Source organism: Pseudomonas sp. GYB4201, assembly GCF_056312595.1.
In genome coordinates, this window is the sequence record NZ_JBWGIG010000048.1 from 1 (window position 1) to 21,031 (window position 21,031).

At 64.9% G+C, this 21,031-nt stretch carries 22 protein-coding genes; 12 read left to right on the plus strand and 10 right to left on the minus strand.

The window, feature by feature from the left end:
• The 4 genes from AC0Z2B_RS28875 to AC0Z2B_RS28890 form a co-directional block, all read left to right on the plus strand.
• Positions 1-872, plus strand: an 872-nt coding sequence (locus AC0Z2B_RS28875) for a bacteriophage T4 gp5 trimerisation domain-containing protein (RefSeq protein WP_476301225.1), incomplete at its 5' end; no start/stop codon positions are given.
• Complete coding sequence (locus AC0Z2B_RS28880) at positions 869-1,342, plus strand: hypothetical protein (protein WP_476301228.1); 474 nt, start codon at positions 869-871, stop codon at positions 1,340-1,342. The genes AC0Z2B_RS28875 and AC0Z2B_RS28880, both read left to right, overlap by 4 nt.
• On the plus strand, positions 1,339-2,364 hold the full coding sequence (locus AC0Z2B_RS28885) for a DUF2515 family protein (RefSeq protein ID WP_476301230.1): 1,026 nt from the start codon (positions 1,339-1,341) through the stop codon (positions 2,362-2,364). The genes AC0Z2B_RS28880 and AC0Z2B_RS28885 overlap by 4 nt, the downstream gene beginning before the upstream one ends.
• Entirely contained in the window at positions 2,352-3,236 is an 885-nt protein-coding gene (locus AC0Z2B_RS28890) for a hypothetical protein (protein WP_476301232.1), read from the plus strand. Before AC0Z2B_RS28885 ends, AC0Z2B_RS28890 begins: the two co-directional genes overlap by 13 nt.
• A gap of 43 nt (positions 3,237-3,279) precedes the next feature.
• On the opposite strand, the gene AC0Z2B_RS28895 is transcribed toward AC0Z2B_RS28890, so the two are convergent.
• From AC0Z2B_RS28895 to AC0Z2B_RS28905, 3 genes are all read right to left on the minus strand, one after another.
• Positions 3,280-4,794: a DHA2 family efflux MFS transporter permease subunit gene (locus AC0Z2B_RS28895; RefSeq protein ID WP_476301234.1), complete on the minus strand. Its 1,515-nt coding sequence runs from the start codon at positions 4,792-4,794 to the stop codon at positions 3,280-3,282.
• Between the two features lie 129 nt (positions 4,795-4,923).
• Entirely contained in the window at positions 4,924-5,673 is a 750-nt protein-coding gene (locus AC0Z2B_RS28900) for a sulfite exporter TauE/SafE family protein (RefSeq protein ID WP_476301235.1), read from the minus strand.
• Between the two features lie 69 nt (positions 5,674-5,742).
• On the minus strand, positions 5,743-6,858 hold the full coding sequence (locus tag AC0Z2B_RS28905; RefSeq protein ID WP_476301237.1) for an aromatic ring-hydroxylating dioxygenase subunit alpha: 1,116 nt from the start codon (positions 6,856-6,858) through the stop codon (positions 5,743-5,745).
• Positions 6,859-7,199: 341 nt separating this feature from the next.
• On the opposite strand from AC0Z2B_RS28905, the gene AC0Z2B_RS28910 reads away from it, so the two are divergent.
• Together AC0Z2B_RS28910 and AC0Z2B_RS28915 are read left to right on the plus strand one after the other, a co-directional pair.
• Entirely contained in the window at positions 7,200-8,357 is a 1,158-nt protein-coding gene (locus tag AC0Z2B_RS28910; RefSeq protein ID WP_476301239.1) for an MFS transporter, read from the plus strand.
• 297 nt (positions 8,358-8,654) lie between these two features.
• Positions 8,655-9,134, plus strand: a complete 480-nt coding sequence (locus tag AC0Z2B_RS28915; RefSeq protein ID WP_476301241.1) for a BRO-N domain-containing protein — start codon at positions 8,655-8,657, stop codon at positions 9,132-9,134.
• Positions 9,135-9,295: 161 nt separating this feature from the next.
• On the opposite strand, the gene AC0Z2B_RS28920 is transcribed toward AC0Z2B_RS28915, so the two are convergent.
• Positions 9,296-9,643 (minus strand): type II toxin-antitoxin system ChpB family toxin, encoded by a 348-nt coding sequence (locus AC0Z2B_RS28920; protein WP_416423688.1) that lies wholly within the window; start codon positions 9,641-9,643, stop codon positions 9,296-9,298.
• Positions 9,640-9,894, minus strand: a complete 255-nt coding sequence (locus AC0Z2B_RS28925; protein ID WP_416423687.1) for an AbrB/MazE/SpoVT family DNA-binding domain-containing protein — start codon at positions 9,892-9,894, stop codon at positions 9,640-9,642. Before AC0Z2B_RS28925 ends, AC0Z2B_RS28920 begins: the two co-directional genes overlap by 4 nt.
• A 253-nt stretch (positions 9,895-10,147) precedes the next feature.
• Here AC0Z2B_RS28925 and yfcF point away from each other — a divergent pair, with 253 nt between their 5' ends.
• From yfcF to AC0Z2B_RS28940, 3 genes are all read left to right on the plus strand, one after another.
• Complete coding sequence (gene yfcF, locus AC0Z2B_RS28930) at positions 10,148-10,765, plus strand: glutathione transferase (RefSeq protein ID WP_476301243.1); 618 nt, start codon at positions 10,148-10,150, stop codon at positions 10,763-10,765.
• A 69-nt stretch (positions 10,766-10,834) separates the two neighbouring features.
• On the plus strand, positions 10,835-11,215 hold the full coding sequence (locus tag AC0Z2B_RS28935) for a DUF2946 domain-containing protein (protein WP_476301245.1): 381 nt from the start codon (positions 10,835-10,837) through the stop codon (positions 11,213-11,215).
• A gap of 94 nt (positions 11,216-11,309) precedes the next feature.
• Positions 11,310-13,370 (plus strand): TonB-dependent receptor, encoded by a 2,061-nt coding sequence (locus AC0Z2B_RS28940; protein ID WP_476301247.1) that lies wholly within the window; start codon positions 11,310-11,312, stop codon positions 13,368-13,370.
• Positions 13,371-13,378: 8 nt separating this feature from the next.
• On the opposite strand, the gene AC0Z2B_RS28945 is transcribed toward AC0Z2B_RS28940, so the two are convergent.
• Positions 13,379-13,957 carry a CGNR zinc finger domain-containing protein gene (locus AC0Z2B_RS28945; RefSeq protein ID WP_476301249.1) on the minus strand — a complete coding sequence of 193 codons (579 nt, stop codon included), beginning with the start codon at positions 13,955-13,957 and terminating at the stop codon, positions 13,379-13,381.
• A gap of 127 nt (positions 13,958-14,084) precedes the next feature.
• On the opposite strand from AC0Z2B_RS28945, the gene AC0Z2B_RS28950 reads away from it, so the two are divergent.
• Positions 14,085-14,936 (plus strand): alpha/beta fold hydrolase, encoded by an 852-nt coding sequence (locus AC0Z2B_RS28950; protein WP_476301250.1) that lies wholly within the window; start codon positions 14,085-14,087, stop codon positions 14,934-14,936.
• 24 nt (positions 14,937-14,960) lie between these two features.
• Positions 14,961-15,755: an alpha/beta fold hydrolase gene (locus tag AC0Z2B_RS28955; protein ID WP_476301252.1), complete on the plus strand. Its 795-nt coding sequence runs from the start codon at positions 14,961-14,963 to the stop codon at positions 15,753-15,755.
• Here AC0Z2B_RS28955 and AC0Z2B_RS28960 read toward each other — a convergent pair.
• Positions 15,748-16,368 (minus strand): cell wall hydrolase, encoded by a 621-nt coding sequence (locus tag AC0Z2B_RS28960; RefSeq protein ID WP_476301254.1) that lies wholly within the window; start codon positions 16,366-16,368, stop codon positions 15,748-15,750. The two genes, AC0Z2B_RS28955 and AC0Z2B_RS28960, sit on opposite strands and share 8 nt — an antisense overlap.
• A 309-nt stretch (positions 16,369-16,677) precedes the next feature.
• Here AC0Z2B_RS28960 and AC0Z2B_RS28965 point away from each other — a divergent pair, with 309 nt between their 5' ends.
• Positions 16,678-17,733, plus strand: a complete 1,056-nt coding sequence (locus AC0Z2B_RS28965; protein WP_476301256.1) for a permease — start codon at positions 16,678-16,680, stop codon at positions 17,731-17,733.
• Positions 17,734-17,760: 27 nt separating this feature from the next.
• Here AC0Z2B_RS28965 and mnmH read toward each other — a convergent pair whose 3' ends face one another.
• From mnmH to otnI, 3 genes are all read right to left on the minus strand, one after another.
• Positions 17,761-18,867 (minus strand): tRNA 2-selenouridine(34) synthase MnmH, encoded by a 1,107-nt coding sequence (gene mnmH, locus AC0Z2B_RS28970; RefSeq protein WP_476301258.1) that lies wholly within the window; start codon positions 18,865-18,867, stop codon positions 17,761-17,763.
• Positions 18,860-19,897, minus strand: coding sequence for a selenide, water dikinase SelD (selD, locus tag AC0Z2B_RS28975; protein WP_476301260.1), 1,038 nt, complete (start codon positions 19,895-19,897; stop codon positions 18,860-18,862). Before selD ends, mnmH begins: the two co-directional genes overlap by 8 nt.
• A gap of 248 nt (positions 19,898-20,145) precedes the next feature.
• Positions 20,146-20,928, minus strand: coding sequence for a 2-oxo-tetronate isomerase (gene otnI, locus AC0Z2B_RS28980; RefSeq protein WP_476301262.1), 783 nt, complete (start codon positions 20,926-20,928; stop codon positions 20,146-20,148).
• Positions 20,929-21,031 lie beyond the last annotated feature (103 nt).

Genomic DNA, 21,031 nt, shown 5'->3' on the forward strand with positions numbered 1-21,031 from the left:
CGGTGGTCAGCGGCTGCCTGTACCACGCTGAAAACAAGGCGCCCTACGACCTGCCCGCCAACAAGACCCGTAGCGTGTTCAAGACCATGAGCAGCCCCGGCGGCGGTGGCTTCAACGAACTGCGCATCGAGGACAAGAAAGGCCAGGAACAGATCTTCATCCACGCCCAGCGCAATTGGGACGAGAACATCGAGCACAACCAGAGCATCCGCGTGGGCAACGAGCGGCATGACACGGTAGAGGCCAACAGCTACAGCCACTTCATGGCCGAAGAACACCGCACTACCCTGGCCGACCGCAAGGTTGAGGTGAAGGCCGATGACCACCTGAACGTGGGCAACAACCAGCACATCAAGCTGGGCGTGGCGCAGCTCACCGAGGCTGGGCAGCAGATACACGTCAAGGCCGGGCAGAAGCTGACCCTCGAGGCCGGCCAGGAAATCACCGTGCAGGCGGGGGGCAGTTTCATCAAGCTCGATGCCGGCGGCATCACCCTGGTGGGGGCGCAGATCAAGGCGAATGCGGGTGGGGCGGCGGGTGTGGGGAGTGGGATTGGGTTGCTGGCGCCGGCATTGCCAGCAGTCGCCGACGCAGCAATGGCGGGCAACGTTATTGAGTCGGTTGCACCGATTCAAGAGCATTACGATGAACAGGTCACTCTGCTTAGCCATAGCGGCGCCCCCGTACGGTCGACGACCGTCGCGGTATACCTGCCCAGTTCGACGACCCCGCAAATCATGACCACTGACGATGAGGGCCGGTTGCCGCGAGTGACAACCGATGGCGCTGAAACGGCGCAAGTTCATTTCGTCTGGGACAAAATCGTGGTACCTGCGGGCGCAGATGACTACGATGCGGGCCGTAAACAATGATCAACATCGGCATCTCCTGCGTATTGATTCCTCTGGGATTGTGGGCCGTGGCGCTCGCCAGCGCTGCGCCCTCAACAAATACAGTGGCGACACGCTGCTTTGTTGAACGTTTTGGGGCGATACAGAGGGTCAGAAAAGAGGAACACGTCGGGTTCTGCGTTGATGAGCAACCGCTGTTCTTCGACGTGACCCGGGAGCAAAGGCGCGACGACCCGATCGGCGCTAAGGCAGGCAGCACGCAGTACACAATTAACGTCACACTCAAAGCATTAGGGCAGTCTCCAGTCCGGAATGCGCAAGTTGCAGTATTCATAGGCGATTCAGCACTACCCACTGTCATGACAACCAATGACGAGGGCGCGCTTCCCACGATAGAAACTGACCGGCCTGCAAAAATTACAGGCTACCTTGCCTGGGACCAAATATACGTACACCCAGAATCGGATGATGAAAGGAGCCAAGACAAGTGAGTGCTGAGCCGATCGGAAAATTCACCACGAACACCCAGAAAAATTCAATACAAACACACAGCGTCGCGTGCGAAGCGCTCTGGGCTTTGGGTCAACAACGTGCAATTAAATTGCTGAGCAACGAAAAGGAATGTCCGGTAAAAGGAAAAAGCACAGAGTTGATCACTGATTACAGCGCCCGCGCCGGGAGGATTGCTGCTGCGTATGCACGGTTTTACCTAGAACTTGAACCAGGGTGCGACCCTCAGCTGAAGGGTCGATTTTACTGGATGGGGCTGGCGGCATTCGCGAGCAAGCAAGTCAAATGCGGTCTCGACTTCATCAAGACAGCTTCGTATATTTTCGTTGATTATAACAGCCCTCAAGCGAAAGCCGTTGTCGAGACGGCGAAGACGCCCCTGAAAATCGGGAAAAATTCACTAGGGAAAGGAAATTTTTGGTTATTTCAGGATATCTATGTGTGGCATTGGTTTTATGCGAATTACCAGGAGCAATTTGAATCCTGTGCACCTGAGCGAAATGCAAACCTCTACCCTGCAGTGCCTAAAGAATTAGTAAGTTCGTTGCCTTGGGCAAGCGAATCACTGCCTATAATAAACAATCTTAAATTAACACAATACATAAAAGATGGCTTCACCAAAATAAAGAGCTTTGAAAGTATTTCAAGCATCACTCAGCGCCAAAGCATGCAACTTGCATCCCTCATGGATATCGCAGACCATGAGCAGCGAAAAATACTGCAGCCACTGATATATAACGACCTATCCTTCCAAACACTACTGGACATTCAGGCGATTATAGAAGTCGTACCTGGGACACCCAAGCGGCTTGCTTCGTTTTCCGACCTCTGCGACGTAACCAATGAGGAACTGAAAACACAAATGAACGACGGCGATCTCTACAATGAGTCTGACCGCATGCAGTTTATCACCGCAATCGCCAAAAAATATCACTCACTAATGGTCGAACGAAAATTTTATATGGAAGGAAAAATTCAGGAACTTTCGAGATGGGCACAGTGACTACAAAATTATTACTCATATTTTTCAGCTTAGCACTTTGTTCGTGCGACAACTCCTCTTCCCCGGAAAACACCATGGCTACCTCTATACGTCTCGGAACCCCAATTACAGAGCTGCTGCAAAAAACAAGCCTGCCTTTTAAGCAAGACTGCCTAAGGGAAGCAGATGTTTGCTGGCATGAATTCTCGACATCTGCAAACAGCAGTTCTCTTCCCAACATCACCCTTGCAACACAAAACACTCAGTTGAGTTTCGAGGCAATTCCGACGATCAGTATTTTTGAGGGACCTAACTCTAATGGCTTAGTGCAAAACTCGACGATCCGCTTGCGAGGGCTTCCGGACAACACCTCCCACGAGGCACAAAAAGCTTTAATTTATAGTACTATTGATAAAATAGAGAACGCTGGATGGAAGCGATTTATTTATTTTTACGACCCTAGAATCTCTGGAAAAGAAACTCAAAAGCTCGCCACCGCCAACGACGTCATGGGCGTTCTGGTCATGAACCATCCTTGGTTCGACCCAAACATACAACTTAACATTAGGCAATGGCTGAGTGTAAAAGGCCTTTATGAATGGTATTTCGTTGACGATCATGACAATCACTTAAAGCTCACAGCCCAGCGCCATGACAGCGAGAGCGCCCCGGAGCTCAGAGGAACTTACTTGATCACCATTGAGGTGGACACCGAGCAAAGTTTTTGGATGAAAGAATTCGAAGAAAGCGACAAACCGAATTGGATCAAGCTACTTCCTGAAAAACTTAAAGCCTTTCGCGCCCAGCGTACCAGCACGGAGCAAAAGGCAGTTGCTGGCGGGGTGATGATCGACACTACTTACCAAGACCCGGTGATTCAGGCACTTGAATAATGGCAGCATAGTATGATGCACATTTGATTGGATGCCGTCGCCGTTACGACACCAGCGGGCTTTGCTGCTTTTTCGACAACACCAGACTCAACACCAACAACCACGCCACGCTCATCACTGCGCCACCCGCCAACAGGCTGGCGCTGATGGCCGTGCGGTACAGCTCGGTCAATTGCGCCGCATCCGCCCCCGCCACCGCCCCCAGCCCCTGGGGCAAGGTCAGCGACATGCCTTGCAGCGCCGCCGGCAGCTCGGCCAGTTCCCGGCGCAGGGTGTAGCTCATGATGCCGCCGGCCACGGCCACGCCCAGCGCCGCGCCCAGGGAGCGGCAGAACGACAGGCCCGCCGTGGCCGCGCCCATGACTTTCAACGGCACGGCGTTCTGCACGATGACCGTGGCGTTAGGCATGCCGATGCCCATGCCCGAGCCCAGCACGCCCATGGCCAGCAGGAAGTAGCCGGCGCCCAGTTTGTGCTGGGCAAAGATCAGCAGCATGAACAGGCCCACCGCTTCCAGGCCCACGCCCAGCAACAGCAGCACCACATGGTTCTGTTTGCGGGTGGAGATGACGCCGCCGATGAACGAGCTGATGACCATCATCACCACCTGCGGCAGGGTCATGATGCCCGACTCGGTTGGCGTCTGGTGCAGCACCGCCTGGTAGTACAGCGGCATGAACACCAGCGAGCCCATCATGGCGAAGGCCATGGCCGCCATGGCGGCGATGGCGATGGAGTAGCGGCGGTTGGCGAACAGGCGCGGGTCGATAATCGGCTCCGGCGCCTTGTGTTCCACCCGGTACAGCAGGGCAAAGCCGAAGAATGCCAGCAGGCCCAGGGCCCAGGTGCTGAAGCTGTCGGCCTGGCCGGCCAGGGAGAAGGAATGGGTGAGCAACAGCAGCGCCGAGGTGGCCACGCACAGCACCGCCGCGCCACGGTAGTCGACCTTCACATCGGCCTGGCGCTTGATGGCCGGCAGGTTGATCATCAGCCCGGCGATGGCCAGGGCGCCCAGGGGGATGTTGATCAGGAACACCCAGCGCCAGCTCCACTGGGTGGTGATGAAGCCGCCCAGCAGCGGGCCGGCGGCGGCGCTGACGGCGAAGGCTGCCGAGAACAGCCCCTGGTAGCGCCCGCGCTCGGACGGTTTGACCACGCTGCCGATCACCACCTGGGATAAGGTCATCAGCCCGCCAGCACCCAGCCCCTGCAGGCCGCGGAAGGCGATGAGCTGGGTCATGCTGGTGGCCAGGCCACACAGCAGCGAGGCGCCGACGAACACGCCGATGCTGATCAGGAACAGCGGCCGCTGGCCGTACTGGTCCGAGAGCTTGCCGTACAGCGGCGCGCCGATGGTGCTGGTGAGCATGAACAACGTCACCACCCAGCTCATGCCCTCGATGCCCTTCATTTCACTAGCGATCACCGGCAGCGCGGTGGCGACGATGCTCTGGTCGAGGGCCGCCAGCACCATGGCCACCAGCAGCGAGGCCAGCAGCCAGAAGCGCGGTGAGGTGGAGGCCGTGGCGGCGGTTTCCGTGGTGGAGGTGGAAGACAACGGGCAGTTCCTTGAAGGTCAGGTAAAGGCGCGGCCGCTGATTTAGCCTTGCCGGCTATCCATCTGACAAGGGTGCAGGCGAAAGCTCCGCAGTTTCTGCACAGTTGCCGAGGAGCCAAGCCGCGCTGCCTAGCGTTTCAATGCCAGCAAGCCGGCACACAGCACCAGGAACAGGCAGAACAGCGTGCGCAAGGTGCGCTCGGGCAAGCGGTAGGCGACCTTCACGCCCCAGCTGACGCTGACCAGCCCGCCCACCGCCATGGGAATGCCCATCAACCAGTTCACGTGGTGGTGCAGGGCGTAGGTCACCAGGGTGATGCCGGTGCTGGGCGCTGCCAACGCCAGGGACAGCGCCTGGGCCGCCACCTGGCTGGCGCCGAACACGCTGGTGAGCACCGGCGTGGCCAGCACCGAGCCGCCGACGCCGAAGAAACCGCCCAGCACCCCGCTGCCACCGCCCAGGGCCAGCAGCGCCGGCCAGCGGGCGCGCACCTCGCCGCTGCCGGCGGACTTGGGCAGGAACATCTGCGCGTAGTTGTAGGCGGCCAGCACCAGCATGAACACGGCAAAGCCGATGCGCATGGCGTTGGGGTCCAGGCCCACGGCGATCATCGAGGCAAGCCCTGCGAACACCAGCCCGCCGGCCGCCAGCGGCAGCGCCTGGAAAAAGTTAATGGGCGTGCGCTGGTGGTAGCGCCACATGGCCAGCAGGATATTTGGCACCACCATCACCAGCGCCGTGCCCTGGGCCAGCTGCTGGTCGAGGTTGAAGAACAGCGCCAGCACCGGAATGGCGATCAGCCCGCCGCCGATGCCGAAAATCCCGCCCAGGGTGCCCATGGCGGCGCCCAGCGCCAGGTACATCAGCCACTCGATCATCTTGCTACCTTCATTCGTTGTCGCCCCGTGCGCGGCGGCGACCTTACTGCAGTGCGGCGCGCAGGACAATCACGAACGCGGGGCGGTGACGTCCAGCAGCGGGATTTCCTCGATGGCCCAGGCCCCGCCCTCGCGCCGCGCCGGGCTGGGCACCACGCACGCGGTGCGGCCGGTGAACTCGCGGGCCAGGCGCGCCTCGTCGATGCGCCAGCCACGCTGTTCCAGCTCGCGCAGGCGCTGGCGGAAGGCAATCTGCAGGCCGTCGGACTTCACCGACACCTCCTGCTGCCAGGTGTCCGGCACGCGTTCGGGGCGCACCTTGCGCAGCACTTCGTGGTCCTGCTCGAAGATGCGCAGGTTGCTGGCGATGGTGCGGCGGTCGAACAGCGGCGAGCGCAGGAAGGTGCGGCCCATCATCCACCAGGTGCGCGTGCGGTTGGCGGCCACCGGCACGTGGGCGGAGACGATATGGATGCGCCAGCCTGCGCGCGGCGCCAGCTCCAGGGTGGCGCAGGGGCCGGAGAAGTGGAAGCCGGGCACGGTGGTGACGTCCACGTGCTCGCCGGTGGGCCGGCGCCGCAGCCAGCCCTTGCGCACCGGGCGGCGCATGACCATGTGGGCGTGGCCGCTCCAGGCCTGGCGTTGCACCTCGAAGGCGGCGATTTCCGGGTGGGCGGGGTCACCGAAGGTGGAGCCGTGCACGAACGGCGCGTGGGCGAAGTCCAGGCCGTTTTCCATGACCCGGTCCCAGCTGGCGTCCCAGTCGGAATGCCCGGACACCACGCGCACGTTGGGGTCGTCGACCCAGTCCAGGGCCGGCAGCGGCGGCCGTTCGGCCTCGGGCAGGTCGCCGATGAAGGCCCAGACCCAGCCATGGCGTTCCAGGGTCGGGTAGGCGTCCACCCGCGCCTTGACCGGTATGCGCGCCTCGGGCTGCGCCGGAATGTGCGTGCAGCGGCCATCGGCGCCAAAACGCCAGCCGTGGTAGGGGCACTGCACGCTGGCGCCGACCTTGCTGCCCGCCGACAGCGAGCCGCCGCGGTGCACGCAGATATCGGAGAGCAGCCGCGCCACCCCGGCCTCGTCACGGAAGGCCACGAACGGCTGGCCCAGCAGTTGCACCGGCACCAGGCCATCAGTCAGCTGCGCCGAGGGCAGCACCACGTACCAGAGATTTTTCAGCATGGGAATGAACAGGCCAGAAGGAAGAACAAGGTTACCCCTTGGACCACGCCAGGGCCAAACAGTTGACCGTTCGGCCAGGCCTGGCCTAGAGTAGCCGCCTGTTTCAGCGGACCGCCTTGCACATGCTTCGTGCCCACCACCCTTTCCAGGCACTGCCACCCTGCCCCACCGACGCCGGCTTGAGCCGCCGCCGCAGCGTGCTGTTCGCGTTCACCTTCTCCCCGCCCCGCAACGCCTGATCCCCACGGCCAGCCCCTGTTCCTGACGGCAGCGGCTCGCCCGGTTGCGCGCGCGTGCCCGACGGTTTGCGCGCGCTGTTGATTTGCCTGCGTGGACCCATCATGAATCGCCTGACCCTGCCTGTACTGTTGTTCGTCGCCGCCGTGACCGGCATCTGCCTGGGCGCTACCGCGCCCCTCACCGCCCTGCGCCTGCTGGAAGGCGGCGCCAGTGCCGCACAGATCGGCATGCTCTCGGCGCTGCCCGCCGTGGGCATGATGCTGGCCGCCAGCCTGTGCGCGCGGCTGGCCCGGCGTTTCCACCGGCGCCAGCTGTTCCAGGCCTGCCTGGCCCTGTGCCTGGCCAGCGTGGCGTTGCTGGAACCGGCGCGCCATTCGCTGTACAGCCTGGCCGCGCTGCGCCTGGGCATGGGGCTGGGCATGGGCCTGGTGATCATCCTCAGCGAGGCCTGGATCAACGAGCTGAGCAGCGACCAGCGCCGCGGCCAGTCCATCGCCGTGTACACCACCGCCTACACCGGCAGCCAGATGCTCGGCCCGTTGCTGATCTCGCTGCAGGGCACCGACGGCCCGGCGGTGATCGTCACCGCCAGCGTGAGCCTGGTGCTGGCCTGGTTGGCCCTTCTGGGCCTGGACAGCAGCGACCCCGCCACCAGCGAAGCAGACACCGCCCGCAGTTTCTCCCTGGCCGGCTTCCTGCGCCTGGCGCCGACGCTGTGCATGGGCGTGCTGTTTTTCTCGTTCTTCGACAGCGTGGTGCTGGCGCTTTTCCCGGTGTACGCCAGCGACAACGGCATTGCCCCGGCCGAGGCGGCGCTGATGGTCAGCGTCATCCTGCTGGGCGACATGTGCCTGCAACTGCCCCTGGGCTGGCTGGCCGACCGCGTGCCGCGCGCCGCCCTGCACCTGGCCTGTGGCGTGTGCGTGCTGGCCATCGGCGCCAGCCTGGCGTGGCTGATCGGCGCCGGCAGCCTGCTGTGGCCGGTGCTGTTCCTGCTGGGCGCAGCGGCGGGCGGCACCTACACCCTGGCCATCGTGCTGATTGGCGAGCGCTTTCGCGGCCAGGACCTGGTGACCGCCAACGCGGGCGCCGGCCTGCTGTTCGGCCTGGGCAGCGTGCTGGGGCCGGTGGTCAGTGGCGGGTTGATGCAGGCGTCCAGCGTGGGCTTGCCGGTGGCGCTATCGATAGCGGCCGGGGTGTTCGTGTGCACGGCGGCAGGCGGGGTGTGGCAGGCGCGGGGGCGGTTGGCGGCGGGTTGAAGCCACGTTCACCGGCTACGCAATTTCCCCTTACATCCTCACGGTTGTCACTGCCCCGAGGCACCGATACCCTTCGCACCGTCTTCAAACAACGAAGACCGGGTTTAGCGACCCGACTCACGAACCCCGCAGCACCATAATGCTTATTGGAGGGCAAAATGCCTAAAATAAGCCTTATGGCAGCTGCGTGTGGGAGGCCTTCGGGCCTGCCGGTCGTGACCGGTTCGCTAACCTGCGCGCAGCTGCCACCCACCATCTTCCGCCCCGTGGCAGCGCTGGCCCCCTGGAGCTATCGCCATGGACGCGTTTACCGCCACAACGTTTTTCCGCCACCAACGGCCGCTTCGCGCGCTGATGATCGAAGGCCAGGCCTGGTTCTGCGTCAAAGACCTGGGCCGCCTGCTGGGGCTGCCCTACCCCGAACGCCGCCTGCACCGCCTGGAACGCGACCAGCACCGCGACACCTGGGTGAAGGCCGACGGCCAATGGGGCAAGCACCTGCTGGTGAGTGAATGCGGGGCCCTGACCCTGATCGTGCGCAACCAGATCCCCGAAAACCGCGGCATACGCCACTGGCTGGTGCACGAGGTGATTCCCGCGCTGCGCCACGGCGAACCTTGCGAGCAACCGTCGGTGACGGCCATGAGTTGGCGCGGAGAGCCGTTGCGCGTGATGTATTGGCGCGATGAGCCGTGGGTGCGGTTGCGGGACATGCCCGGGGTGCTGCCCAGGGCGGGCGCAAGGCCGAAAGAGCGATGGTGGGCGCGGTGGAATTGAAGCGTAGCCGCTGCCGCCAGGCTGCGCTGGGCCCGGCGTACGCTGAAGGTTTGAAGCGTGGCTGAGGGCCAGCGCCGCCTGCGGCAGCGGCTACGGGTGGGGTGGCACGGGAGAGCGGTGTGTATCCCGGACGCGGCCTGGCGGCCGCTGCTACAGGTGGCTTATTCCAACAGGGCCTGAACCCTGGCCAATGCATCATCTACCACCGCTTGCGGCGCCTTTTCGATTCGCTTGGCTTGGCGGGCCTCAAGGTCCATTGAACGAATCTGATTGACCAACACCGCGCCCTGGGTCTCACAGCCGCTTCCCGTCAACGGCACCGCGAAGCCTGCATCCCGGGAGAAATTTCCTCCTTGGGTGATGGGTGCCACCAGCGCCAGGCCCAGCGCATTGAATGCAGCCGGGGACAACACCATGGCGGGCCGTGAGTCGCCTTGCTGCTCCCGTCCAGAGGTGGGGTTGAAGGTGATACGAATGATGTCCCCGCGATCAATCTTGCCGCGTCTCATACTTCGCGCCCTACAGGCGGCAGGGCATGCCAATCAGCCATACCCTCTGTTTCGGGAGCCGTGCTATCGCACTGATCCAGCAGTTCTGCGAGCGTATAGCGGGGCTTCTTCGAGGCTGGGGTCAACACAATATTGCCGTCCAGAATATCCAGGCTCAAAGTATCGCCCATGCTGATCCCCAGTTGCTTGAGCACGGTTGCCGGTACTCGAAGCCCGGCACTGTTACCCCATTGCTGGATTTTGACATCCATGACCGCCTCCATTTCTTCACCTCTTATGTTGATACATTGTATATCCGCTTCATAGGCGGGATTCAACGCATATGTTTATACAAAGGCTCTACGGAATGGCCTGTGCTTGCAGTAGGACTTTTCCGATCTTTGACGGAGAACTGGTTCCTCCCCCCAATTCCCCCCCGGAATGCCCCCATGAAAACCCCTCATTTCATTTCCCGCCGCCCATCCCGTACGCTGCCCCTTCACCCGCCAATCAAGGAGCCGTGCCGTGAGTCTTCGCCTGTATGTCGATGCCCAGTTCACCAGCCCCTATGCCATGTCCGTGTTCGTCACGCTGACGGAAAAGGGCCTGCCGTTCGAGGTGCACCCGGTTGATCTGGACGCGCTTGAGCAACACGCCACGCCCTACGCCGGGCTGTCCCTGACCCGCCGCGTGCCGACCCTGGTGAACGGCGATTTCGCCCTGTCGGAATCCTCGGCCATCTGCGAATACCTGGACGAACTGCATTCAGACCGCCCGGTCTACCCGCAGACCCTGGAGGCGCGTGCCCGGGCGCGGCAGGTGCAAGCCTGGCTGCGCAGCGACCTGACCGCGATTCGGCAGGAGCGCTCCACGCTTGTGGTGTTCTGCGGCCAGAAGGCAGCGCCCTTGTCTGCGGACGCCGAAGCCGGCCGGGACAAGTTGTTCGCTGCCGCCGGAGCCCTACTGGGCGACGGCCGCGAGCACCTGTTTGGCGAGTGGTCGATCGCTGACACCGACCTGGCGCTGATGCTCAACCGCCTAATTTTGAACGGTGACGAGGTGCCGCCGGCCCTGAAGCGTTATGCCCAGAGGCAGTGGCAACGCCCATCCGTGCAGGCCTGGGTTGCGCAGCTTCGGGCCTGACGCACCGCGGCGTCTGGGACGCGGCCTGCGACCGCTGCTACACTGCGCGCCCCGTCATCGGAACCGCGCATGAGCGTTACCCGCCGCTTCAGTCACTGGCTTGCCTGTTTTGCCGTGCTGGTCAACCTGTTGGCCATGCCCCTGCATGCCCAGCAGATGCAGGCGATGGAAGGCATGCCGGCCGAGCACTGCGGCATGCCGGGCATGGCGGCCATGCACGACGACATCCGCCGCCTGGTGGACGTGCTGGACCCGCACCCGCACAAGATGCACCACGGCGACTGCTGTTGCTGTGGTGCCAGCGGCCTGGCCGGGCCGCCCGCCAACCACTGGCGCGCGCCCCTGCCGCGCTATGTGGCCCAGGCCCCAGTGCTGCAACCCACGGTACCCAGCGTAACGCCCCGCTATCGCTGGCCCAGCCTCAACCCACGCGCCTCCCCGCTGACCTGAGCGGTACCCCCTCATCGGCTCCGCACACCGCAGCCCGCCAAGGGCCGGCGCGCCCGTGCACGACTTTTACTTGGCTCACCAGGAACCGTGAACCATGGCTTTTCAGCGCAACCTTCACCCGGCGCGGCCTGCCCGCGCCTGCACCACCTGCCTGCTGCTCACCGGCGCCTTCACCTGCGCCCACGCCTTCGCCGGCAACGCCCAGGACTCGACCCTGACCCTGGGCACCGTCACCGTCAACAGCGCCCAGGCCGGGCCACTGTCCACCAGCAGCGTGCTCAGCTCGGTGGACATACTGGGGGGCGACGTGGTGGAAAAAATGCCCGTCACCTACAGCTGGGAACTGTTCAGCCGCCTGCCCGGCGTGGAACTCACCGAGTTCAACCAGGGCACCACGTCCGGCAAGATCTCGTTCCGCGGCTTCAACGGCGAAGGCGAAGTGAACGCCGTGAAGCTGCTGATCGATGGCATTCCCAGCAACAGCAACGACGGCAACATGCCCTTCATGGACATGGTCTTCCCGCTGGACATCGACAGCATCGAAGTGGTGCGCGGCACCAGCGACCCGCGCTACGGCCTGGACAACATCGCCGGCAACGTCAACATCAACACCCGCATCGGCGGCGACTACACCAAGGCGCGGGTGCGCTATGGCAGCTACGGCACCCGCGAGACGCAGCTGGCCAAGGGCATCGAGAGCGCCAACTGGACCCAGAACTACTTCCTGGCGTACCAGAAGGCCGACGGCTACCGTGACCACGCCGACCAAGACCGCGTGTCGGTGGCCGGCAAGTGGTTCTACACCCCGGACGACGCGGCCTACCGCCTGGGCCTGATACTGCGCCACTACGAAGGCCAGGCCGACGAGCCCGGCTACCTCACCGGCGCCAACGCCCACAGCCACCCCACCATGACCAACAGCTACAACGACAGCGACCAGGGCACGCGGCGCATGAACAGCGCCAGCCTGCACCTGGACACGGACCTGGCCGACGACCTGTCGCTGGCCGCCAAGGCCTACCTCAACACCTTCGACGACCGCCGCTGGACCCGCTACTGGAGCAGCAGCACCCAGCAGGAACGCGACGCCTACGAAACCCAGTACGGCGCCATGGCCACCCTGACCTGGCGCCCGCAGGTGGACGTGCTGCACGCCCTGGCCGTGGAAGGCGGCGTGGACGTGCAGCGCCAGCAGAACGTCAGCGAGCGCTACAGCACCGTGGAACGGCTGCGCAGCGCCCAGACCCGCGACCAGCATTTTGATTTCAACACCCTGGGTGCCTACGTGCAGACCGTCATCGAGCCCACCGACAGCCTGAAGATCATCCCCGCCTACCGCGTCGACAAGCTCAGCGGCGACTACACCGATGAGCTGACCGGGCACAGCTACGCCATGAACGACTACGGCCTGATCAAGCAGCCCAAGCTCAGCGTGGTGTATTCACCCTGGTCGGTGGCCAGCCTGTACGCCAACTGGGGCCGTACCTTCCAGGTGGGCACCGGCTCGTCCAGCTACAAGGTGCCGCCGCAGACCAGCGACCTGGCGCCGTCGATCAACGACGGTTGGGAGACCGGGGTGAAATTCACCCCGGTCAGCTGGCTTGATGGGCGCATCGCCTACTGGCAGCAAGAGGCGTCTGGCGAGGTCAGCCGCCGCCTGAACGACCCCAGCGGCGCCTCGGACAACATCGGCGAAACCCGGCGCTGGGGCTACGACCTGCAGCTCAACCTGCACCCCGGCGAGCGCACCCAGGCGTGGCTGGCGTACTCGTGGCAGTACTCGAAAATCCTCAAGGCCGGCTCCACCTACCCCGACAGCCAGGGCAACGAGATCGACCACGTGCCGCACCACGTCTACAACGCCGGCGCCAGCTACCAGCTGACCCCGGCGCTGAGCGTGAACGGCTGGGTGAACGGCCAGAGCGACTACTACCTGGAGGACGACAACCGCCAGGGCAAGTTCGGCGGCTACGTGCTGTTGAACCTGGGCGCCACCTACAAGCTCAGCGAGCACCTGAGCGTGGACGTGCAGGTGAAGAACCTCGCCAACCGCTACTACGAGTACGTGTGGTACGACCCGGACGGCGCCCAGGCGCCGCTGCACTCACCCGGCGACGGGCGCGCGTTGTACACCGGGCTGACGCTGGACTTCTGAGGCTGGCTTCATAAGCCCGCTTCCTGCCGCCGCTTGCGGAATTCCGCCACCTTGTGACGGTTGCCGCAGGCGGCCATGCTGCACCAGCGGCGCTTGTGCGACTTGGTGCGGTCGTAGAACAGCAGCGTGCACTCGTTGCTCTCGCACTGGCGCACCAGGCTGAAGTCGCCGTCGGCCAGCAGCTCGGCGGCGCTCAGCGCCAGCTGGCTCACGCAGCGGCTGACCGCGTCGTCGCCGCTGGCCCGGTCCAGGCTCACCCCGCCATCTTCCCTCCATACCAGCTGCACCACGGCCTTGCGCAGCAGCGCGTTCAGGGCCGTGGGGTCGGCTGCCTGGCCTGCCAGCCGCGCGTAGAGCAGCGGTTCGAAGGTGTCGCGCAGCTGTTTCAGCGCCAGCAGCAGCCGCGCCTGCTCAGCCGAGGTATAAGCGCCGGGCACGCCCAGGCCCAGGGCCGCCAGCCATTGCAGCGCCACGTCCGCGCTGGTCAGCAGGTCGCGGCGCTGGCCGTCGACCATCATTTGCGTGTTGAGCAGGTCCAGGGCCGGGTGGTCGGCGACCACCAGCGGCGCTGGCAGGGTTGCGGTCATGGTGCGGTCTCCGTTCGTCTTGCTCACAGTGTAACCGATAAAAACAATTTGACTAGTTACAGAATGCATGAACAAATAGACCTGTAACCATCAATAACGCAATTAACAGTTACATGAGGCCACCACCATGACCGTCCACTACCGCTATGCCGACGCCGATGGCGTGCGTGTGTTCTACCGCGAAGCCGGCGCCGCCGACGCCCCGGTGCTGTTGTTGCTGCACGGCTACCCCACCTCCTCGCACCAGTTCCGCGAGCTGATCCCGCTGCTGGCTGGCCACTTCCGGGTCATCGCCCCCGACCTGCCGGGCTTCGGTTTCACCCAGGTGCCGGCGGCGCGCGGGTACGTCTACAGCTTCGACAACCTGGCCCTGACCCTGGGCGCGTTCGTCGACACCCTGGGCCTTGAACAGTACGCGATGTACATCTTCGACTACGGCGCGCCCACCGGCCTGCGCCTGGCCCTGGCCCACCCCGAGCGCGTCACCGGGCTGGTGTCGCAGAATGGCAACGCCTACCTCGAAGGCCTGGGCGACGCCTGGGCGCCCATTCGCCGCTACTGGGCCGAGCCCACGGCCGAGCACCGGCAGGTGGTGCACGACAACGTGCTGAACCTTGAAGGCACCCGTTACCAATACGAGGAAGGCGTGCCCCACCCCGAGCTGATCGCGCCCGAGAGCTACACCCTCGACGCGCTGCTGATGGAGCGCCCGGGCAACAAGGACATCCAGTTGGACCTGTTCTACGACTACCGCAACAACCTCACCCTGTACCCGGCGTTCCAGCAGTTCTTCCGCGACACCCGCCTGCCCACGCTGGTGATCTGGGGCAAGGGCGACCCGTTCTTCATTCCGCCGGGCGCGCAGGCCTACGCCCGTGACAACCCCAACGCCATCGTCGAGCTGCTGGACACCGGCCACTTCGCCCTGGAAACCCACGTGCGGCACATCGCCGGGCGCATTATCGATGTGCTAGGTTAACGGCCTTTTGCCGAGGCCTTACCCATGCAAGGATCTGTCATTTCCCGCGACGGAACGTCCATTGGCTACCAGCGCTGGGGCACCGGCCCGGCGCTGGTGGTGTGCCATGGCGCCTTCAGCCAGGCGCGGGACTGGACGGCGTTCGCGCAGCTGCTGGGCGAGAGCCACACGGTGTACCTGTACGACCGCCGCGGCCGTGGGGCCAGCCCCTATGGCGCGGCGCCCTATTGCCTGGACGCCGAGCTGGACGACCTGGCTGCCATGGTGGAACTCGCCGGTGATGGCTGCGCGGTGCTGGGCCACAGTTTTGGCGGCGGCTGCGCGCTGATGTACGCCCTGCGCGATGGTTTCAAGGGCACGCTGGTGCTGTACGAACCGATGAACTCGCTGCCGCGCCAAGCTAGCGACGGCCACCTGCCGCGCCTGCAGGCGCTGGTGGCGCAGGGTGAACTGGAGGCGGCCACCGTGCACGCCCTGACCCACATCGTGCGGATGAACCCGGCGCAGGTGGAGCTGATGAAGCACATACCGCTGTGGCCGGCCATGGTCGCCACCGCGCCAGCCTTCGTCAACGAAGCGGCGGCGCTGGACACCATCACGCCGTCGGTGGAGGACTGCCGCGCGCTCAAGGCCCAACCCTTCATGCTGCTGGGCGAAGCCAGCGACCACGACCCGTGCCTGCTGTGCCCGGCGGCGCTGGTGGACCGCCTGCGCGGGCTGACCTTGTACCCGCTAAGGCGCCAGGGCCATGCCGCCTACCTCACCGACCCGGTGCAGCTGACGCGCGTGGTGCGCCAGTGCCTGGAAGCGCCTATTTAGCCTTGCCTTCGCGCGGCTTGTAGAACAGGAATTCGGCGGTTTGCGCCGTGCGCAGGTATTTGCCCGCCCACGCCGGCTTCACCTTTCTATCGTGAAAATACATGGCGCCGTGGGTGGCGTCCGGCGACTCCTGGTTGAGCGCCTTGCGCGCGATTTCCTTGGCGATGCTGTAGCGGTCGGCCTCCTGCACATCATCGGCGCGGCCGTCGCACCACCAGGAAAACTGGCAGACCTTCTTGTCGGCGCCCTCCTTCACCACCTCGCACACGGTGCCGGGGAAGCCCTCGTGGCCGACGCGGTTGAGCACCACGTGGGCCACCGCGTCCATGTCGGCCGGGGTGCCGCCCTTGGCTTCCCAGTAGATGGTGCGCGCCAGACAGGTCAGCGGCTCGTCCACCGGCTTGGCGCCGGCGGGGTCCACCACCTGGGCTTCGGTCTTGGTGATGATCTCGGCCTTGGGCACCGGGGTGGCGGTATCCTTGTCGGCGGCTTTCTGCTCCAGCACCTCGGCTTTCTGAATGGCCTTGGCCGGGCTGGCGGGGGGATCGTCGGCCAGGGTGAAAGGGGAAAACACCAGCATTGCCACGCCTGCCACGGTAACGAGAGCGCGCATGATTGGAACTCACTGAAGGTGCCGCGACGGTCCTGCCCAAGCCCCGTATGCCCCCGGTTTTGCGGGGCCATCGGGCCATTATCCTTATTGGTGAAATCACTGTAGCAGCTGCCGCAGGCGGCGTCGCAGGCAACGCTTGGTTATCCCTGCTACGTCGGCGTCGCCTGTATCGCGACCAAGGTCGGCTCCTACCACGGACGCCGTAGGAGCCGACCTTGGTCGCGATGCAGGCAACGCCATTCGGGCGGCGGCAGCGCGTTGTGCAGCGGCTACAATTATTCCTTACCTTCCCTCGCCGGTACCGCCGCCATGAGCACGCTCACCTCCCCCGCCCATACGCGTTCGTCCCTGTTCTGGCTCAAGCCGCTGCTGTTCGTGCTGGTGGCGGTGGTTGGCCTGTACTACGTGAAGTGGTCGCCCTATTACCTGAAGTCGTTCGTGGCGGCCAGCAACCACAGCATCGGCGCCTCGATCATCGACGACCACGCCCAGGACCCCATGGCCGCCGCGCTGGCCTACGCCCAGGTGTACTTCCTGGCCATCTGGAAGGCCGCGGTGTTGGGGGTGCTGCTGGGCTCGCTGGTGCAGGTGCTGATACCGCGCGACTGGCTGTTGCGGGTGTTCGGCCGCGCCGGCCTGGGCTCGACGGTGCGCGGCGGGCTGTTCGCGCTGCCGGGCATGATGTGCAGTTGCTGCGCAGCGCCGGTGGTGGCCGGCCTACGGCGCCAGCGGGTGTCGGTGGGCGCGGCGCTGGCGTTCTGGATGGCCAACCCGGTGCTCAACCCGGCCACGCTGATCTTCATGGGCTTCGTGCTGGGCTGGGGCTTCACCGTGCTGCGCCTGGTGGCCGGGGTGATTCTGGTGGTGGGCGTGTCCCTGTACGCCCAGCGCATCGCCGCGCCGGAAGTGCTGCCTGAGCCTGCGGTGGAAGCGGTGGCCGATGCGTCCAGCGCCCCCCAGGGCAACCTGTTCAACCGCTGGATGCGCTCGCTGTGGCAGCTGTTCTGGACCACCATCCCGATCTACGTGCTGGCCGTGCTGCTGCTGGGCGCTGCGCGGGTGTGGCTGTTCCCCCACGTGGACGGTGCCATGGGCAACAGCCTGCTGTGGCTGGTGCCGCTGGCGGTGGTGGGCACGCTGTTCGTGATTCCCACGGCGGCGGAAATCCCCATCGTGCAAACCCTGATGACTCTGGGCCTGGGCACCGCGCCGGCGGTGGCGCTGCTGATGACCCTGCCCAGCGTGAGCCTGCCGTCGATGCTGATGCTGCGCAAATCCTTCGATGCCAAGGTGCTGGTGACGGTGGCGGTGCTGACCATGGTGGTGGGCGTGATCACCGGCTTGATCGGGGCTGCGGTGCTGTAGGTTAGCGGACGCAGCCTGCGGCAGCTGCTACGGGGGGTGGTGGCGGCGGTGGTGGAGGTAGGCCTCCACTTCGTCGGCGCTGCCCATGAACTCGATGCGCGCGCCCTTGGCCTGGCGCTGGTAGGCGTACATGGGGTCGTAGTACTCGTCCAGCAGCACGCGGATCCACGCCCGGTGCAGCTCCACCGCGCCGCTGCGGTACTGCTCGTCCAGCGCCGTGTCCATGGCGCTGGCCAGGCGCTGGAAGCGTTCGCCGCCCAGGCGCTTGACGTTGCTGGCCAGGCTTTGCTGCATGCGCTGGGCGAACAGCGCAAAGCCCTGGTCGGCGCCGTGCAGGCCGACGAACTCGGCGCACAGGTCCACCACGTAATCCTTGAGAATGCGCTGCACGCGCTGCTCGACGCTGTCCAGCAGCCACACCAGCGGCGCGCCCTGCATGCGCCGGTACAGCGCCAGTGGCACCGCCCGGCTGCCGATGGCGCGGCCTTCGTCTTCCAGCACGAACTGCTGCACGCCGCGCTCGCGCTGCTTGAGGATATCCACCGCCAGCTGGTTTTCGAAGTTGATCTGCACCGGCTGCGGCGTGGCGTGCTTGCCGAAGCTAGAGCCCCGGTGATGGGCGTGGCCCTCCAGGTCCAGGGCGTTGTCCAGGCGCTGCAGCACCTCGGTCTTGCCGGTGCCGGTCATGCCGCCCAGCAGCACGAAATCACACTGCTGCGCCGCCTCTTCGGTGACGCTCAGCAGGCAGTGGCGCAGCGCCTTGTAGCCGCCCACCACGCGCGGGTACTGCACGCCCGCCTCGTCCCGCAGCCACTGCTGGCTGAGCTGTGAGCGCAGGCCGCCGCGAAAGCAGTACAGGTAGCCATCAGGGTGCCGTTCAGTGAACGCCCGCCAGGCGTCGATGCGCGCCTGCTTGAGCGCACCCTGCACCAGGCGGTGGCCCAACTCGATGGCGGCCTGCTGGCCGTGCTGCTTGAAGCAGGTGCCCACCTGCTCGCGCTCGCGGTCATCCATCAGCGGCAGGTTGCAGGCATGGGCGAAGGCGCCGTGGTGGAACTCCACTGGCGCGCGCACGTCGATCAGCGAGGTGTCGGCAAGGAACAGCGCGCGATAGTCCCGGCAGTCGTCACGCATCCAGTTCCACCGCGTGGGCTTGTTGCGCCTCGAAGTGGCCGATGGGCGCCAGGGCCATGCCCAGCTCCGCCGCCAGCGCCAGGAACGCCTGCTGGGCGTGGGGTTCGACGGCCACCAGCAGGCCGCCGCTGGTCTGCGGGTCGCACAGCAACAGCTTGTGCATGGCGGTCAGGCGCCCGATGCGCTCGCCGTAGCTGTCGAAATTGCGCAGGGTGCCGCCGGGCACGCAGCCCTTCTCCAGGTAGTATTCGATGTTGGCCAGCACCGGCACCTGGCCCACTTGCAGGCGGGCGGTCAGGCCGCTGCCGTCGGCCATTTCCACCAGGTGACCGAGCAGGCCGAAGCCGGTGACGTCGGTCATGGCGGTGACGCCTGGCAGCCGGGCGAAGCGGCTGCCGGCGTTGTTCAGGGTGCACATCAGGTCGCGCGCCACGCCGACGTCGGCCTGGCGCAGCAGGCCTTTCTTTTCCGCCGTGGTCAGCACGCCGATGCCCAGGGGTTTGGTCAGGTACAGCTGGCTGCCCAGGGTGGCGGTGTCGTTGCGCTGCATGAAGCGCTTTTCCACCAGGCCCGTCACCGCCAGGCCGAAGATCGGCTCCGGGGCATCGATGGAATGCCCGCCCGCCAAGGGAATGCCGGCGGCATCACAGACCGCGCGGCCCCCGCGGATCACCTCGCGCGCCACCTCGGCGGGCAGCACGTTCACCGGCCAGCCGAGAATGGCGATGGCCATCAGCGGGTCGCCGCCCATGGCGTAGATGTCGCTGATGGCGTTGGTGGCGGCGATGCGGCCGAAGTCGAAGGGGTCATCGACAATCGGCATGAAGAAGTCGGTGGTGGACACCACCCCGCGCTCGCCATCGATGCCGTACACCGCCGCATCGTCACGCGAGGCGTTGCCCACCCACAAGTTGGGGTCCAGGTGCTGCGCGCCGCTGCCGGCGAGGATCACCTCCAGCACCTTGGGCGAGATCTTGCAGCCGCAACCGGCGCCGTGGCTGTACTGGGTGAGGCGGATGGGTTCACTCATGTCCGAAAGCCCTGGCAGGTCAATCCATTGAGTCTAACAGAGCCTCCGAACGGTGCTGGACCCACCGGTTTGGTCATTATTTCATCACATCGACTCCACCCCCGGTTTTGCTGGGGTTGGGCGTTTTATCCACAGAGATACTCACGATTTCCGGGGACAACTTTTCTGCGGGGGCTGGATGGGTGAACAGTGGTTGCGCGCAACACCAGCCGCACCGCGTGAAGCCGGACGCCGCCTGGCGGCAGCTGCTACAGGGCGCGCCAGTCGCGCAGCCAGGCCAGGCCGGCGCTGGTGTCGCCCTTGGGGCGGTACTCGCAGCCGATCCAGCCGTCGTAGCCCAGGTCGTCGATGAGCTGGAACAGGTACGGGTAGTTCAGCTCGCCCAGGTCCGGCTCGTGGCGGTCCGGCACGCCGGCGATCTGGATGTGGCCGATGCCGGCCATGTCGCGGCGCAGTTTCACCGCCAGGTCGCCTTCGACGATCTGGCAGTGGTAGCAGTCGAACTGCACCTTGAGGTTGGCGGCGCCCACTTCGCGGCAGATGGCCTGGGCCTGGTCCTGGCGGTTGAGGAAGAAGCCAGGCATGTCGCGGGTATTGATCGGCTCCAGCAGCACGGTGATGCCGACCTTGGCGGCCTGGGCAGTGGCATAGGCCAGGTTTTCCAGGTACACGGCGTGGTGGCGGGCGCGCTCGGCTTCGGACGGCAGCAGCCCGGCCATCACGTGCACGCGGCTGTTGCCCAGCACGGCGGCGTATTCCAGGGCCTGGTCGAAGCCTGCGCGGAATTCGGCCTCGCGGCCCGGCAGGCTCGAGGTGCCGCGCTCGCCCTTGGCCCAGTTGCCGGGCGGGGCGTTGAACAGCGCCTGCACCAGGCCGTTGTCGTCCAGGCGCTGCTTGAGTTCGGCGGCGCTGTAGTCGTAGGGGAACAGGTATTCCACGGCGTCGAAACCGTCGGCCCGGGCCGCGGCGAAGCGGTCGAGGAAGTCGTGTTGCGGGTACAGCATGCTGAGGTTGGCAGCGAAACGAGGCATGTTGACTCCAGGAAAGCGCTAGGCTTGCGAGCCTACCGCACCGATGCCGGTATCCACCAGCACGTTGCGGAACAGAGCATCGGCACCGGCATGCCGGTTGTGG

Coding starts and splice junctions, on each gene's coding strand:
- AC0Z2B_RS28900 (WP_476301235.1), bottom strand. CDS start 5,673: ATGATCGAGTGGCTGATGTACCTGGCGCTGGGCGCCGCCATGGGCACC.
- AC0Z2B_RS28920 (WP_416423688.1), bottom strand. CDS start 9,643: ATGAGACGCGGCAAGATTGATCGCGGGGACATCATTCGTATCACCTTC.
- AC0Z2B_RS28945 (WP_476301249.1), bottom strand. CDS start 13,957: ATGACCGCAACCCTGCCAGCGCCGCTGGTGGTCGCCGACCACCCGGCC.
- AC0Z2B_RS28905 (WP_476301237.1), bottom strand. CDS start 6,858: ATGCTGAAAAATCTCTGGTACGTGGTGCTGCCCTCGGCGCAGCTGACT.
- AC0Z2B_RS28935 (WP_476301245.1), top strand. CDS start 10,835: ATGAGCGTTACCCGCCGCTTCAGTCACTGGCTTGCCTGTTTTGCCGTG.
- otnI (WP_476301262.1), bottom strand. CDS start 20,928: ATGCCTCGTTTCGCTGCCAACCTCAGCATGCTGTACCCGCAACACGAC.
- mnmH (WP_476301258.1), bottom strand. CDS start 18,867: ATGCGTGACGACTGCCGGGACTATCGCGCGCTGTTCCTTGCCGACACC.
- AC0Z2B_RS28915 (WP_476301241.1), top strand. CDS start 8,655: ATGGACGCGTTTACCGCCACAACGTTTTTCCGCCACCAACGGCCGCTT.
- AC0Z2B_RS28925 (WP_416423687.1), bottom strand. CDS start 9,894: ATGGATGTCAAAATCCAGCAATGGGGTAACAGTGCCGGGCTTCGAGTA.
- selD (WP_476301260.1), bottom strand. CDS start 19,897: ATGAGTGAACCCATCCGCCTCACCCAGTACAGCCACGGCGCCGGTTGC.
- AC0Z2B_RS28940 (WP_476301247.1), top strand. CDS start 11,310: ATGGCTTTTCAGCGCAACCTTCACCCGGCGCGGCCTGCCCGCGCCTGC.
- AC0Z2B_RS28880 (WP_476301228.1), top strand. CDS start 869: ATGATCAACATCGGCATCTCCTGCGTATTGATTCCTCTGGGATTGTGG.
- AC0Z2B_RS28910 (WP_476301239.1), top strand. CDS start 7,200: ATGAATCGCCTGACCCTGCCTGTACTGTTGTTCGTCGCCGCCGTGACC.
- AC0Z2B_RS28960 (WP_476301254.1), bottom strand. CDS start 16,368: ATGCGCGCTCTCGTTACCGTGGCAGGCGTGGCAATGCTGGTGTTTTCC.
- AC0Z2B_RS28965 (WP_476301256.1), top strand. CDS start 16,678: ATGAGCACGCTCACCTCCCCCGCCCATACGCGTTCGTCCCTGTTCTGG.
- AC0Z2B_RS28955 (WP_476301252.1), top strand. CDS start 14,961: ATGCAAGGATCTGTCATTTCCCGCGACGGAACGTCCATTGGCTACCAG.
- AC0Z2B_RS28950 (WP_476301250.1), top strand. CDS start 14,085: ATGACCGTCCACTACCGCTATGCCGACGCCGATGGCGTGCGTGTGTTC.
- AC0Z2B_RS28890 (WP_476301232.1), top strand. CDS start 2,352: ATGGGCACAGTGACTACAAAATTATTACTCATATTTTTCAGCTTAGCA.